12 protein-coding genes and 2 pseudogenes are annotated in these 13,690 nt (G+C 65.9%); 7 read left to right on the forward strand and 7 right to left on the reverse strand.

Annotated elements, in window-relative coordinates; all coding sequences use genetic code 11:
• Positions 1–204 precede the first annotated feature (204 nt).
• Positions 205–1,134, reverse strand: a complete 930-nt coding sequence (locus FJW07_RS05815; RefSeq protein WP_140855035.1) for a LysR family transcriptional regulator — start codon at positions 1,132–1,134, stop codon at positions 205–207.
• Between the two features lie 131 nt (positions 1,135–1,265).
• On the opposite strand from FJW07_RS05815, the gene FJW07_RS05820 reads away from it, so the two are divergent.
• Positions 1,266–2,753, forward strand: a complete 1,488-nt coding sequence (locus FJW07_RS05820) for an MFS transporter (protein ID WP_140855038.1) — start codon at positions 1,266–1,268, stop codon at positions 2,751–2,753.
• 272 nt (positions 2,754–3,025) lie between these two features.
• The gene (locus FJW07_RS05825; RefSeq protein ID WP_140855041.1) at positions 3,026–3,337 is read left to right on the forward strand and encodes a hypothetical protein; all 312 of its coding nucleotides are present in this window, start codon (positions 3,026–3,028) and stop codon (positions 3,335–3,337) included.
• Between the two features lie 99 nt (positions 3,338–3,436).
• On the opposite strand, the gene FJW07_RS05830 is transcribed toward FJW07_RS05825, so the two are convergent.
• Positions 3,437–4,279 carry a slipin family protein gene (locus tag FJW07_RS05830; protein ID WP_140652150.1) on the reverse strand — a complete coding sequence of 281 codons (843 nt, stop codon included), beginning with the start codon at positions 4,277–4,279 and terminating at the stop codon, positions 3,437–3,439.
• 81 nt (positions 4,280–4,360) lie between these two features.
• On the opposite strand from FJW07_RS05830, the gene FJW07_RS05835 reads away from it, so the two are divergent.
• Entirely contained in the window at positions 4,361–4,723 is a 363-nt protein-coding gene (locus FJW07_RS05835; protein WP_140855044.1) for a hypothetical protein, read from the forward strand.
• Here the strand turns inward: FJW07_RS05835 and FJW07_RS05840 are convergent.
• Positions 4,703–5,206, reverse strand: a complete 504-nt coding sequence (locus tag FJW07_RS05840) for a hypothetical protein (protein WP_246680673.1) — start codon at positions 5,204–5,206, stop codon at positions 4,703–4,705. The two genes, FJW07_RS05835 and FJW07_RS05840, sit on opposite strands and share 21 nt — an antisense overlap.
• Positions 5,207–5,310: 104 nt before the next feature.
• Between FJW07_RS05840 and FJW07_RS32360 the strand changes: the two are divergent.
• The 4 genes and pseudogenes from FJW07_RS32360 to FJW07_RS05860 form a co-directional block, all read left to right on the forward strand.
• Positions 5,311–5,674, forward strand: a pseudogene (locus FJW07_RS32360) (zinc-binding dehydrogenase); the annotation flags it as partial.
• A gap of 331 nt (positions 5,675–6,005) precedes the next feature.
• A complete protein-coding gene (locus FJW07_RS05850) occupies positions 6,006–6,965 on the forward strand; it encodes an AraC family transcriptional regulator (protein WP_140652146.1) in 960 nt (319 codons plus the stop codon).
• 354 nt (positions 6,966–7,319) lie between these two features.
• Positions 7,320–8,015 carry an outer membrane protein gene (locus FJW07_RS05855; RefSeq protein WP_140855047.1) on the forward strand — a complete coding sequence of 232 codons (696 nt, stop codon included), beginning with the start codon at positions 7,320–7,322 and terminating at the stop codon, positions 8,013–8,015.
• Between the two features lie 245 nt (positions 8,016–8,260).
• Positions 8,261–9,091 (forward strand): hypothetical protein, encoded by an 831-nt coding sequence (locus FJW07_RS05860; protein WP_140645436.1) that lies wholly within the window; start codon positions 8,261–8,263, stop codon positions 9,089–9,091.
• A gap of 58 nt (positions 9,092–9,149) precedes the next feature.
• Here the strand turns inward: FJW07_RS05860 and FJW07_RS05865 are convergent.
• From FJW07_RS05865 to FJW07_RS05880, 4 genes and pseudogenes are all read right to left on the reverse strand, one after another.
• Positions 9,150–9,380: pseudogene (locus FJW07_RS05865) on the reverse strand (VOC family protein); the annotation flags it as partial.
• A gap of 134 nt (positions 9,381–9,514) precedes the next feature.
• On the reverse strand, positions 9,515–11,812 hold the full coding sequence (locus FJW07_RS05870) for a xanthine dehydrogenase family protein molybdopterin-binding subunit (RefSeq protein WP_140855050.1): 2,298 nt from the start codon (positions 11,810–11,812) through the stop codon (positions 9,515–9,517).
• Positions 11,809–12,792, reverse strand: a complete 984-nt coding sequence (locus FJW07_RS05875; protein ID WP_140855053.1) for a xanthine dehydrogenase family protein subunit M — start codon at positions 12,790–12,792, stop codon at positions 11,809–11,811. Before FJW07_RS05875 ends, FJW07_RS05870 begins: the two co-directional genes overlap by 4 nt.
• A complete protein-coding gene (locus FJW07_RS05880) occupies positions 12,789–13,328 on the reverse strand; it encodes a (2Fe-2S)-binding protein (protein WP_140855056.1) in 540 nt (179 codons plus the stop codon). Before FJW07_RS05880 ends, FJW07_RS05875 begins: the two co-directional genes overlap by 4 nt.
• Positions 13,329–13,690 lie beyond the last annotated feature (362 nt).

Below are 13,690 nucleotides of genomic sequence, written 5' to 3' on the forward strand. Positions count from 1 at the left end.
CCCAGGCACCGGGGGCAGGCGAACTTCCTGAATTCGCTCAAGCGAACCTCCGGCTGTTTCACAGGCGCCCGGCAACGCGCTGATTGCGCCGCGGGTTCCATGACAGACATGGTTTGTCCTGCGTGCGATAGTATACATTAGTTATGGCTAATATTTATAGGGATATCGCCTGCAATGCGCGGTTGGTTCCGTGGGGCTGGCGTATCAGGGCAAGGGTTCCTCGCCGTGGTGAAAGGAGGGAGAGGAAAGGCGGCACACCTCTTTCACCAGCCCGCGCAGCCAGCGATGCGCCGGATCGGCATCGAGCCTCGGGTGCCACAAGAGCGAGATCGTCAGCGCGGCGAGCTTCACCGGCAGCGTGAAGGTGAACAGGCCCTCGCGCAGGGTGCCGGTATAGCGCTCCGGCACGGTGGCGATGAGGTCGGAGCCGCGTGCCAGCGCCAGTGCCTCGGCAAAGCCGCCGACCACGGTCGTGACTTTCCGCGTCAGCCCGGCGCGTTCCAAGGCGTCGTCCACCGGGCCGCGGTCGAGGCCGCGGCGCGAGATCAATATGTGTCGGCCGGCGGCGAAGCGGGCGGCGGTGATGCGGCCTTCGCTCAAAGGATGGCCAGCGCGCGCGACGCCGACGAAGCGGTCGCGGAACAGCGCCTGCGCGCGTATCTCGGGTCCGGTCGAGCCGCCGACCACGCCGGTCTCCAGATCGACCGCGCCCCCGCGCATCGGGCCGCTGTCCTTGTCGGGCTTGGGCACGAAGCGCAATTGCACGCCCGGCGCCTCCTCGGCCACGCGGGCGAGCAGAGCCGGACCGAAATTCTCGACGAAACCGTCGCTGTTGCGGAGCGTGAAGCTGCGGTCGAGCCGCACAAGCTCGAGCCGTTCGGCCGGCCGCAGCACCGCTTCAGCTTCCGTCACCAGCCGGCCGACCTCGGCGCCCAGCTCGATGGCGCGCGGCGTCGGCACCAGGCCGCGTCCGGCGCGCACCAGAAGCGGGTCGCCGGTTGTCTCGCGCAGCCTCGCCAGCGCCCGGCTCATCGCCGAGGGGCTGAGCTTCAGGCGCCGCGCGGCCTTGGCGACGCTGCCTTCGGCAAGCAGCACATCCAGCGTGACGAGCAGGTTGAGATCGGGTCGCGACATGGCGCGACCATAGCATGGATCCGTCAAACGGACATGGCGTTTGATGCACTGTTCAAGTGCAAACGCTGCGCGTTCCGCCATGTCAAATGCGCGCTTATCTTCCCCGGCAAGTTCAATCGACGGAGAAGATCATGGCCGACATCGCCGAAACCCGCGCCGCGCCTGGAAGCCATTCGGCGGCTGGCGCGCTGGCCAGCCTGTCGCTTGCCATGCTCGTCTCCTCGCTCGGCACCAGCATCGCCAATGTCGCGCTGCCGACGCTGAGCCTGGCCTTCGCGGCGTCCTTTGCGGCGGTGCAATGGGTGGTGCTGGCCTATCTGCTCGCTATCACCGCGCTGAACGTCATCGTCGGGCGCCTTGGCGATCTCGTCGGCCGCCGGCCGCTGCTGATTGTTGGCCTGGCGCTGTTCAGCGCCGCCTCGTTTGCCGCCGCGCTCGCGCCGTCGCTGGCCTTTCTGATCGGCGCCCGCGCCGTGCAAGGCCTGGGCGCGGCGGCGATGATGGCGCTGACGATGGCTTTCGTCGGCGAGGCGGTGCCGAAGGAACGCACCGGCAGCGCCATGGGTCTGCTCGGCACCATGTCGGCGATCGGCACGGCACTGGGGCCTTCGCTTGGCGGCGTGCTGATCGCCACCCTCGGCTGGCGCTCGATCTTCCTCGTCAACGCCGGGCTCGGCGCCGTCGCGCTGCTCGCCGCCTGGCGCTTCCTTCCAGCGGCGATGCCCGCCAGCGAAGCGGCTGGCATCGTCCGCCGGGCGATGCCCGCCGGCGAAGCAGCAGGCATCGTCCGACGAGCGACAGGTGTCCATGGCGAGGCGAGGGGTCGTTTCGATATGCTGGGCACGCTGCTGCTTGCCGCCACGCTTGCCGCCTATGCGTTGTCCATGACCATGGGGCGCGGCCATTTCGGCGGCCTGAACATCGCGCTGCTTGGCGCCGCCGCGGCTGGCGCGGTGCTGTTCGTTGTCGTTGAGGCCAAGGTGGCATCGCCCCTGGTCAAGCTCGCGCTGTTGCGCGACCCGGTGCTGGCGCCGAGCCTCGCCATGAACGCGCTGGTTTCGACGGTGATGATGGCGACGCTGGTCGTCGGCCCGTTCTTCCTGTCGCGCGCCTTGGGCCTCGGCGACGCGGCAACCGGGGCCGTACTGTCGATCGGCCCTGTCGTCTCGGCACTGTGCGGCGTCATTACCGGGCGCGTCGTCGACCGCCTCGGCGCGGCGGCGATGGTCACCGCCGGGCTGATGCTGATGGGCGCCGGCTGCGTCGCGCTGGCCGCGCTGCCAGGCCTCTTCGGCGTTGCCGGCTACGCGGCGGCGATCATCCTGCTCACGCCGGGCTATCAACTCTTCCAGGCGGCCAACAACACGGCCGTCATGGCCGATGTCGACAGGAACGAGCGCGGCGTGGTGTCGGGCATGCTCAGCCTCTCGCGCAATCTCGGCCTCGTCACCGGCACGGCGGTGATGGGCGCGGTGTTCGCCTTCGCCGTGGGGACGGGGAACATCGCGGCGGCGCCGCCTGAGGCGGTTGCCGGCGGAATGCGGTTCACCTTCGCCGCGGCGTCGATGCTGGTGGTGGTCGCAGCGGTGATTGCGGTGGCTGGACGAAGGAGCGAGTGATCTTCCTTGGGAGAGATTCCAGGCTTCCGTGATCGCGTAATTTCGCCGCCGGCCGCGAAGACTATCTTTGCCTTGCGGCGGTGCCCATTCCGCTTTCGGCCGGTGCCTCGGCTACCCCAACGAACCCCATCCACTGCGGCACCGGCCCATCCTCCCACCTGATCTCGATCGAGCGCCGGAAGCGGATGGCGATGTCCGCCTTGCCCCGGAACCAAAGCGGCGGGCAGCGGTTTACCCCGGCGAAGGGATGATCAGAAATTAGGAAAAGAGCAATGAAAACAGTGCTTCTTGCTGCCCTGGCGCTCTGTGTCGCCGCCCCCGCCGTGGCTTCCGCGGCCGAGGCCGATATCGTCATCGGCACGCATCACAGGCATCATTACCACCACCGCCCGGCGGTCATCATCAATGAGGAAGGCCACCGCCTGCACCACCGCCATCACGGCACGGTCGCCTTCTATGACAATGGCGAACGCGGCTGGCGTCACCGCCATCACCGCCGTGACGACACCGTCGTCGTCACCGGTTCGATCGGCCACCGGCACCATCATCGTCCGGTCGTCGTCGAGGGCGGCTCCGACTACTGAGGTTCCATCGATCATCGAAGACAAATCCGGTCCGGCTGGCGCATTATGGCGCATCAGCCGGACCGGATTTTTATGATGCGTCGGGAGGATGCAATCTCCCTACGCTGCGCTTTTCAGCACGCCGGCCTGAACCAGTGCCGCTGCTGGGTTGAGGCTGTCCACCAGCCCGGTCGGGATCAGGATGGTGGCGCCTCGCTCCTTGGTCGTCTCATAGATGATGTTCATGGCGCGCAGTTGCAGCGCCGCCGGATGATCGGCATAGGTGGTGGCGGCCTCGACGAACTTGGCCGCGACTTCGGCCTCGGCTGAGCCCAGGATGACACGCGCTTCCTTCTCCCGCTCGGCCTGTGCCTGGCGCGACATGGCGTCCTGCAGCGCCACGGGGATGGCGACGTCGCGGATCTCGACCGACATCACGGTGATGCCCCATTGGGCCGTCTTGGCGCCGATGACGTCGCGCAGATGCGCGTCGGCGGCCTGGCGGTCGGCAAGCAGCGAGGAGAGCATCGAGGAACCGATCATCTCGCGCAGCGAGGTCTGCGCCACGCGGTCGATCGCCTCGCGGTAGTTGGTGATTTCCAGCGCCGCCTGGCGCGCGTCATGGACGTGCCAGAAGATGACGGCGTCGACATTCACCGGCACGGTATCCCTGGTCAGCGCCTCCTCGGCGTTGAAGGCGGTGGTCTGGATGCGCTGGTCGATGACCGCCACGACATTGTCGAGGACCGGGACGATCATGAACAGGCCGGGACCGCGCACACCCAGCAGATTGCCGGCGCGCAGCACGACGAAGCGCTGCCAGGTGTTGGCCATCTTCAGCGAGGCGGCGATCAGCGCCGCGATGACGAAGAACGGCACGCCCGCCCATGGCCCGGCAAGCGCGCCGGCGCCGGCGCCGATGAGCGCAAAGACAGCGGTGAGGAAAAGGGTGATCGGATTCATGGATAAAGCTCCTGTGTCGCGGCCGGTGACAGGGTCGCGCGACGCCGCAAAGGGCCTCGCGAGGAGCGTCGGCGGCCCGGGATGGACCACCTTGCCGGCATAACTCGGATCGATCACGCTTGTCGCGAGGACAATCATTGCCGGCGCGAGTCATATGGTGCGGGATGGAAGGTTTCGCCATGGGGCTGGCCACCGACGCGCAACCACATAACAACCCGCCAGTGGCTGCGCGACATCCTCGAAGCAGTGATGGTGACCGGCGAGCAGGTGGGCATTCCCAAGGGCCACGAGAGGGAATGGATAGATGCGGTGGTCGGCGCGCTTCACACGCCCGGCGAGCAGCAGATCAAGCTCTTCGATGGCCGTTCCAAAGCACGGCGTGAAAAGCGACGGAACGCGCAGGCGCCGGCGCGCGCTCAGGCATCAGTCCGCCTCGCCGCCTGAACCCCTGCCGCACGCTGCCAGCACCTTGCCGATTGCGGCGCCTGAGCCTTTCAGCGGAAAGCTGATCTCGCCATATTTGTCGTCGGAAACCGCCACCTCGCCCTTGCCGCGCAAGAGCGCCAGCAGCGGGTCGGAAGGGCCGGAGAGGTCTGCCGTGAAGTAATTGTACATCGCCTCCAGCACGAGCTTTTTGGTCACGCTCTTGCCTCCGGCCTTGAAGGTGAAGGAGCCGCTGATGCCGGGCTCGAGCTGTCCGCCGCCGGCGCCGAGATCATAGCTCAGCACCGGCTTGTCGAAGCAGGCCAGCATCAGATACGCATCGCCCTTCGGCCCGCCGCAGACCGACGCCGTCATCACGCTGCCGCCCTCGTCTTCTTCCATCTTGGCGGACCAGGCGCAGGAGGCGGCATGGGCGGGCGCTGCGGCCAGCAGGGTGGCCGCGATGGGAGCAGCCATGATGAATTTTGCCAATCCGTTTTGCATGGTCGCCCTCCGAGACATGTGGCGACCATACAGGACTTATGATGGCGTGGCATCCTCGGGAATGCGAAGGAAATGGCGCTTAACACCTTTCCGAAGCGCGGATTGCAGCCTCGACCTTGCCGAGCGCCGGCACCACTGCCTGGAACGCGCTCCGTGCCGCCGATGTCGGGCCGGGCTCGGTCGTCGTGCTGCTCGGCACGGGCGGCGTCTCGATCTTCACGCTGCAGCTCGCCAAGGCGGCCGGGGCCACCGTCATTACTTGGTCCTCGGACGAGAAGCTCGATCGGGCCAAGGCGCTCGGCGCCGATCACCTGATCAACTACCGCGCGACCCGACTGGGACGGCAAGCTGCTGGAGCTGATCGGTCGTCGACAAGGTGTTTTCGCAGAACGAGGCAACCGAGGCCTACACTCACATGGCCGCCGGCGGCCTGCATTTCGCAAGCTGGTGTTCGGGTTGGACTGGTAGCCGACGTTGGAGATTGGCGAAAGAGAATGGGCGACTGATCTCCCCCACGAGGGATCCCACGTGGGGGAGATTGGCGGCTTTGCCGCCGGCTCCACAGCCTGGATCCGCTTTCCGCTACGATCGGCAGGGCGCCGCCGATTCGAGCTGACATTTCCGAGTATTCTTGAAATTTTCCGATCGGGTCGATGAAATTCGGGTGAGTTCTTGTCCAGAACAGCAACGGAATTGTCCTGGCATGCATAGATATTTTGCGGCTCTGGACAAGATGTGAACTGGTCCAATACGGTGCCCGTCCAAGTGAAGACGCGCGCGCAGAAAGGCCAGGTTGCTCTTGAAAAAGAACGTCTTCTCGTCGCTCGACCTGCCTGGGCATCTCGACGACCGCGCGCGCTTCGCGCTCTGGCAGGACATCCACGTCGCCGAGATATGGTCGGTCGAATATGCCATCGCGGCCAACCAGCCATTCGCGGCCGAGATCGAAGCCACGCCCGTCGGGCCGGTGGTGCTGGGGCAGATGGCCGGAACCATCCGGCATGCCAGCCGCAAGGCCCGCAACATCGCCGACGACGGCCGCGACGGCTATCTCCTCTTGATCAACCATGGCGACACCAGGCTGAGCGGCGCCCAGGCCGGCCGCGACTACAGCGTGGGCAAGGGCGAAGCCGCGCTGGTATCTGCCTCGGAGGCGCTGGAAATGAGCGGCGGCGACAGCAATGTCTGGGCCAACATCGTCGTTCCGCGCGAGATCCTGGAGAGTGCCTTCGCCCATGTCGAGGACCGGCTGGCACTGACCGTGGCGGCCGACAATGAGGCGCTCGGCATGCTCAGGCGCTATTGCAACTTCCTGGAAGCTGGTCCGGCTCTGGTGTCGCCGGACCTTGTCACCCATGCCACCGAAACGATCGTCGATCTGATCGGCCTGGTAACCGGCGCCAAGGGCGAGCCCGCCGAGCTCGCTGGCATGCGCGGCCTGCGCGCGGCAAGGCTCCAGGCAATCCTCGACAAGATCAGGGACAATTTCGCCGATCCGTCCATCTCGGCCCAGCGCGTTGCCCAGCAGTTGCGGCTCTCGCCCCGCTATGTCCATGACCTCTTGCAGGAAAGCGGGGTGAGCTTCGCCGAGCGCGTTCTCGAATTGCGCTTGCAAAGGGCCCATCGCATGCTTTCCGACAGGCGCAACGACCGTATGCGCATCAGCGAGATCGCGCTGCTGAGCGGCTTCTCAGACGTCTCCTATTTCAACCGCTGCTTCCGCCGCCGCTTCGGCTCGACGCCGAGCAGCGCCAGATAGTTCGCCGGCCAGGGCTAGCGCGTAGCAATGCTGATCTCTGTTTGCGCGAACAGGTAGGAACCCGGCCTCGCGCCGGGTTTCTTGCTTGTGCCGGAAACGAAAAAACGCCGGCCGACGTGAGCCGGGGAGGCGCCAATGCCGCGGTCGCCGGGAGTGAGCGCGCGCCTGTCGGCTGATGCCGAACTGCCACACTGGCCGGACATGCGCGGCAGCGCTTTCCGGGACAATTCCAGTGCGGTGCAGCCCAAGACGCGGGCTGCGAACAATGCAACATCGGGGCTCTTGACGTTAACTGGATCCCGCTGAGCATTTCGGCAGCGGGGTAGCGCAACACCCTGGGGGCAGCAAACAACAATGAAAACGATTCTTCTCGCTACGGCCGTTATTCTCGCATCTGTCGGCATGGCGCCCGCGGCGGACATCAATGAAACCTTGCCCATTGCCGCCGATTACTACTGGTCCGGGCTCTATGCCGGCGTTCACTTCGGTTACGCTGCCGGAAAATCCAATCTCTTCATCTCTGGCGGTGGTATTGGGGGCACCGATATTAACGCTCCTGTCGATCCGGACGGTTTCATTGGCGGCATCCATATCGGCTTCAATCAGGAGATGGCGAACCGCTTCGTGCTCGGTGTTGAGGCGGACATCGCGTACAGTAACGTCGAAGGACTGACGACCCTTGCCAATGGCGGCAGCACTATTCTTAAGAGCGAGCTCCAGTGGTCGGGGTCGGCGCGGCTGCGCGCCGGCTATGCGTTCGATCGGACGTTGCCTTACATCACTGCGGGCGTGGCCGCGGCCAAGTATGAAATTATCGGCATCACCGGCACCTCCAGTGGTGACATACCGCTCCACGACGACACCCATGTTGGCTGGACGGTTGGAGCCGGCGTCGAGCACGCCTTCACCGATAAATGGATCGCTCGGGTCGAGTACCGCTACTCCGATTTCGGCAGCAAGGCTCTCTCGATCGCATCCGGTCTTCCCACGGCGACGAGCGTCGATCTCAAGACGCACGATCTGCGGGTCGGCCTCAGCTACAAGTTCTGATCCGACAGACCGCACGAAACCCTGGCCTCGCACCGGGGTTTGCTTGTGGCGGGGGGAAAGGCGACAGGAATGAGCAGGCCGGTCGGCTGGTGGCCGGATGGCCACACTGGCGCGTCAAGTGCGGCAGCGCTTTCCAGGACAATTCCGCTGCGGTCCAGCCCAAGACGCCGGACGGCGAACAATGCAAGACCGAGCCCGGCATTCGTCCGGACCGCAGGACGCATATTCGAATTCGGGGGCTCCTAATGCATCGCTTTTCAATCATCGCTGCGTCGCTGGTCGCCACGACGTTCGCGTACGCCGCCGACGCACCGCAGCCGCTGGCCGGAGAGACGGTGGTGACGCCGCATATTTCCGGCTACGGCGAGATCTACCTGGGCGGGCTTCGCTTTACCAGCATCGGCGACACCGTGCACGCCGCAGGGGGCGCCGCCCGCGTCAACATTCCGTTCGCCCAGCGCTGGAACTTCCAGGGCGACCTTACCTATGACCGGATCTGGGACGACGATTTCGCTCATTGGGGCGGCGTTGGCGGCGCGATCCACGGATACTACCGGGACCCCGACAGATTTGCCGCCGGTGTGTTCGCGACTTATACGTCGGTGGACTTTGGCGATTTCGACGGGAAGGCGAGTTCCTGGGCGGTCGGTCCGGAAGCCCAGATCTACTTTGGCAATCTTACCCTTTACGGCCAGGCGGCCTTTGGCCGGGCAAACGAGGATTCCCTCAACTCCGACCAATGGAACGTCCGCGCCGTCGCACGCTACTTCGTCCAGGATAACCTTCGCCTGGATGCGGAACTCAGCTTCAGCAGAACGGACCAGGGGGTGAACCTGGACGTATCCGGCGGCGCTCTCCAGGCCATGTACCGGTTCAACGACACACCGTGGTCAGTGTTCGCGCGCTATCAATTGGAGCAGATGAAGATCGGTTCAACCGACCTCGGCGAGACCCACAAATACCTGGTGGGCCTGCGCGCCTCCTTCGGCAGCAAGTCGCTGTTGGAGGAGGATCGCAACGGCGCGGCCATGGACACCTACCGGCCCAACGAGGTGAAGAATTTGAGCGTGAAATGATCGGTGCCGCCTACATCGCGTGGGGTGCTGTTCCGCTGTCTTCCGGCGACAAGCACCCTCACCGGACCGGCTGAAACAGCTCCGCCAGATTGCCGGACGGATCGATCAGCAATATCTGCGATCCGCCTGGACCCGGGACGATTTCATTGCGGAAGCTGAGACTCGCCGCCCGCAACCGGTCAACCTCCTCCGCAAGATCCTCGACGATCAGATGGATGCGGTTCCAGCCTCCAGGGCCTGGCCGCTTGCCGTCGGGCATTGGCCGGCCCGCCGAACTGGTCGGACTGTTGTTGCGGGTTCTGTCATCGCCCCAGCTGTTTCGTTGCCAAAGCAGGTTTCTTCGATCTGGTGGAAGGGCCGACCGCGAGGTCGTCGGGATTTGGCGAAAGCGACGGAGCCGTAGCCTCTACCTTGAGCGGAAAATTACTCGATCAATTTCTCCAGCGTGATCGGCAAATCCCTTATCCTCTTGCCCGTCGCATGGAACACTGCGTTGGCAATCGCCGGCGCGATGCCGACGATTGCCAGTTCGCCCACGCCCTTGCCCCCAAGGGCGGAGGAGTGCGGGTCGGGGATGCCGACCGAGATCGTCTGGATGTCGGGGATATCGGCGTTGGTCGGCAGCATGTAGTCGGCGAAATTGCCGTTGACGATGCGGCCGTGGCGGCGGTCGACGATGCCTTCTTCGAGCAGCGCCTGGCCGATGCCCATGATGATGCCGCCCTTCCACTGGCTTTCCGCCAGCTTGGGGTTGTAGAGCCGGCCCGAGTCCAGCGCCGACACGACGCGCGACACGCGCACCGTGCCGAAATCCTCGTCGACGCGCACCTCGACGAAATGCGCGCACCAGGAATGGCGCGAATAGTCGCCTTCGGTGTGCGGGATCGACATGGCTATCGTGGTATAGTTCTTGTAGCGCTCTTCCGGCGTCGTGCTGGCCGGCAGCGTGTCGCCCTTGGCTTCGATCTGGTCGCGGCCGATCGCCACCATGAACTCGGCGATCGACAGCTCCGGCCCTTCGCCACGCGGCGAGGCGATGCGGCCGTCCTTTATCAACAACGTATTTGCCTGCAGCTTCTGGAAGGGCGAGCGCGGGTCGGAAAGCGCCAGCCCGATCAGCTCGTCCAGCGCCTGGCCGGCCGCCTTGTAGACGGCGCCAGTCATGACGCCGGCCAGCCGCGAGCCGCCGGTGACGCCGGCGCGGGCGAAATGCGAGTCGCCGAGCTTCACCGACACATGCTCCACCGGCACGCCGAGCGTTTCGGCCGCCGTCTGCGCCAGGATCGTGTAAGTGCCCTGGCCCATGTCGATGGAGGAGCTTTCGACCTCGACCGAACCGTCGGCCATGAGCTTCACCACCGCCTCGCCATGCGCGCGCCGCACCGGATAGGTGCCGGCCGCCATGCCCCAGCCGATGAGCTGGCGGCCGTCGCGCATCGAGCGTGGCTGAGGCGAGCGCTTGGCCCAGCCGAAGGCTTCGGCGCCGGCGGCAAACGCCTCGCGCAACTGGCGTGTCGACCATGCCTTCTTCGCATGCGGATCCTGTTCGGCATAGTTGATCAGCCGCATCTCCAGCGGATCGATCCCGAGTTCATTGGCGAGCTCGTCGATGGCGCATTCGATGCCGAAGGCGCTCGGGTTCTCGCCCGGCGCGCGTTTTGCTCCCGGCACCACCGTGTTGACCCGCACGACATTCTGCTTCGAGGAGAAGTTGGGCGTGGCATACATGATCGAGGTGACCGAGCCGAGCGGCTCGACCCACATGCCGTCGACGGCCGTCTCGTTGACGCCGCGATGCACGATCGACTGGATCCTGCCGTCTCGGTCGGCGCCGATGGCAACGGTCTGCCGCGTCGCGGCGCGGCCGCCATAGGACGTGAAATTCTGCGGACGGTTGAGCACCAGCTTCACCGGACGTCCGAGCATCCTGGCGGTAGCCGCCGCGACCGCGCTGTGCGCCAGCGCCAGCGCCTTGGAGCCGAAGCCGCCGCCGATATAGGGCGAGACCAGCCGCACATTCTCGAACGGCACGCCGAACCACTCGGCATAGGTGCGCGCCATGCCGTCGAGCCACTGGCTCGGCTCCCAGATGGTCAGCTCCTCGCCCTCCCACCGCGCGATCAACCCATGCGGCTCCATCGCCGCCTGGAATTCGCGCGGCGTGTTGTAGGCCACGCAGACGCGAACGGGTGCAGCGGCGAACGCCGCCTGCGCGTCGCCCCATTCCTTGGTCATGGCGTCGATCGGGAAGCCGTCGCCGGCCTTGCCGTCGCTCAGGTCGACGATGGCCGGGCTCTCGTCATACCAGACCTTGACGAGTGCGGCCGCCGCCACCGCCTGCTCGAAGGTCTCGGCCACCACTGCCGCGACATGCTGGCCGGAAAAGGTGACCTCGCGCACGAGGGGCGAATAGGTCGGCTGCGAGGGCGGGTTGCCGAACCAGTCCGACGCACCCTTCAATTCCATGATGGTGTCGGGCGTCAGCACGGCGAGCACGCCGGGCGCGGTTTCGGCCGCGCGCGTGTCGATCGCGGTCACCTTGCCTGCGGCTATCGTCGCGCCGACCAGCACCGCATGCGTCAGCCCTTCGAGCTGCTGCTCGACGGCGTAGTGCGCAGCACCGGTGATCTTGGCCGGGCCGTCGACGCGCGACAGGCGCCCGCCAACCGCTTCGAGGCGCGCGCTGTCGGACGCGGCGTGCTTCATGTCATGAACGGTCATGCCGTCTCTCCCAATTTGAGAATGGCGCGCGCGATCACGCGCGGCGCCAAGGCGATCTTGTAGTGGTTGGCGCCATGGTCGACGGCGTCCTGCATGGCGAGCACGCTCGCCTCGCGGACCGTGGCTTCGTCGAGCGCCTTGCCCTTCAGCGCCTCCTCGACGGCGCGCACGCGCCACGGCTTGGTGGCGACGCCGCCGAGCGCGACGCGGATGTCGCGGACGGTGCGGCCGTCGCCTTCGAGCTCCAGCCCTACTGCTGCGCTGGCTGCGGCGAATTCATAGGACTGGCGGTCACGCACCTTGATGTAGGTCGAGCGCCGGGCTGCGGCCGAGCCGGGGATTTCGATGGCCGTGATGACCTCGCCGGGGCGGATGTCGTGCTCCTGTTCGGCGGTTGCGCCAGGGGCGAGGAAGAAGTCCTCGACCCTGAGCTTGCGCTCGCCAAGATCGACCTCGGCGTCGAAGGCGACGAGCGCCACCGCCAGATCGCCCGGATAGGTGGCGATGCAGGCTTCGCTCACGCCGAGCACCGCATGGCCGCGCGTCACCCCGCCGATCGCCGAGCAACCGCTGCCCGGCGCGCGCTTGTTGCAGGCCGGGAAGTTTTGCGGATCGCGGAAATAGGGGCAGCGCGTGCGCTGCATCAGGTTGCCGCCGATGGTCGCCATGTTGCGCAGCTGCGCCGAGGCCGCCTGCCACAGCGCCTCCGACACAGCCGGGAACAGGCTTTTCACCTCGGCATTGTCGGCGACATGGCTCATCTTCGCCAGCGCGCCGATCACCGCGCGCTCGGCGGTGACATCGATGGCCTCGAGCCCCTCGATGTGACTGATGTCGATGACGGTCGAAGGTTCGGCGACGCCGCATTTGGCAAGGTCCACCAGCGTCGTGCCGCCGGCCAGCAGCATGGCGCCGGGAAGGGCGGCGGCGTTGCGCGCGGCTTCCACACTGTCGGCGCGAAGGTAGGAAAAATCTCTCATGAGCGCAGCTCCTGTGCGGCCTGGCGGACGGCGGCGACGATGTTCGGATAGGCGCCGCAGCGGCAAAGATTGCCGGCCATGTATTCGCGGATCTCTTCGTCGGAGCCGGCATGGCCCTCGCGGATGCAGGCCACCGCCGACATGATCTGCCCCGGCGTGCAGTAGCCGCACTGGAAGGCGTCCTGCTCGAGGAAGGCGGCCTGCACGGCGTGCAGCGTGCCGTCCTTGTCGGTGAGCCCTTCGATGGTGGTGATCGAGCGGCCTTCGACCTGGGCCGCCAAGGTCAGGCAGGCGAGCACGCGCTCGCCGTCGACATGGACGGTGCAGGCGCCGCACTGGCCCTGGTCGCAGCCCTTCTTGGTGCCGCTGAGATGCAGCCGGTCGCGCAGCGCGTCGAGCAGCGTCACGCGCGGCTCGACGTCGAGCGCATGGTCGCGGCCGTTGATGGTGAGGTTGAGGGAAAGCGTGGTGGGACTGGCCTTGCCGTTCAAGACGTGGCCGTCTTCGGGAGGATCGATGATTGTTTGGCTGGTCATAGGGCGTCGGGCTCCGATTGCTGGACGCTAGGCGGATGGAAATGGGGCTTGGGAGGAGAGGGGCAAGGGTAACGGCAGCCTGGACGCGACCTTCGCGGTCGTCATCCTCGGGCTTGACCCGATCCATGCCGTGACGTTTGCCGAGAAACGCGGCAGGCCAGAATTCTGCACCGTAGCCGCGCTCGCAGGGTATGGCATGGATCCTTGGGTCTGCGCCGCGTCGCTTCGCTCCTTGCTTCGCCCTAGGATGACGAACTCACGAGCGGATTCGCCAACCACAGGCGTCGCAGAACGCGCCCGTCTCCAGCGGGCAGGGAAAGCTTTCCGTCCTTCTTTACGTGACATACCGCTTCCCCTGGTTA

The organism is Mesorhizobium sp. B3-1-9, assembly GCF_006439595.1.
Classification (GTDB): domain Bacteria; phylum Pseudomonadota; class Alphaproteobacteria; order Rhizobiales; family Rhizobiaceae; genus Mesorhizobium.

Coding starts and splice junctions, on each gene's coding strand:
- FJW07_RS05820 (WP_140855038.1), top strand. CDS start 1,266: ATGGCCGACATCGCCGAAACCCGCGCCGCGCCTGGAAGCCATTCGGCG.
- FJW07_RS05875 (WP_140855053.1), bottom strand. CDS start 12,792: ATGAGAGATTTTTCCTACCTTCGCGCCGACAGTGTGGAAGCCGCGCGC.
- FJW07_RS05825 (WP_140855041.1), top strand. CDS start 3,026: ATGAAAACAGTGCTTCTTGCTGCCCTGGCGCTCTGTGTCGCCGCCCCC.
- FJW07_RS05830 (WP_140652150.1), bottom strand. CDS start 4,279: ATGAATCCGATCACCCTTTTCCTCACCGCTGTCTTTGCGCTCATCGGC.
- FJW07_RS05880 (WP_140855056.1), bottom strand. CDS start 13,328: ATGACCAGCCAAACAATCATCGATCCTCCCGAAGACGGCCACGTCTTG.
- FJW07_RS05860 (WP_140645436.1), top strand. CDS start 8,261: ATGCATCGCTTTTCAATCATCGCTGCGTCGCTGGTCGCCACGACGTTC.
- FJW07_RS05835 (WP_140855044.1), top strand. CDS start 4,361: ATGGACCACCTTGCCGGCATAACTCGGATCGATCACGCTTGTCGCGAG.
- FJW07_RS05855 (WP_140855047.1), top strand. CDS start 7,320: ATGAAAACGATTCTTCTCGCTACGGCCGTTATTCTCGCATCTGTCGGC.
- FJW07_RS05870 (WP_140855050.1), bottom strand. CDS start 11,812: ATGACCGTTCATGACATGAAGCACGCCGCGTCCGACAGCGCGCGCCTC.
- FJW07_RS05815 (WP_140855035.1), bottom strand. CDS start 1,134: ATGTCGCGACCCGATCTCAACCTGCTCGTCACGCTGGATGTGCTGCTT.
- FJW07_RS05840 (WP_246680673.1), bottom strand. CDS start 5,206: ATGCAAAACGGATTGGCAAAATTCATCATGGCTGCTCCCATCGCGGCC.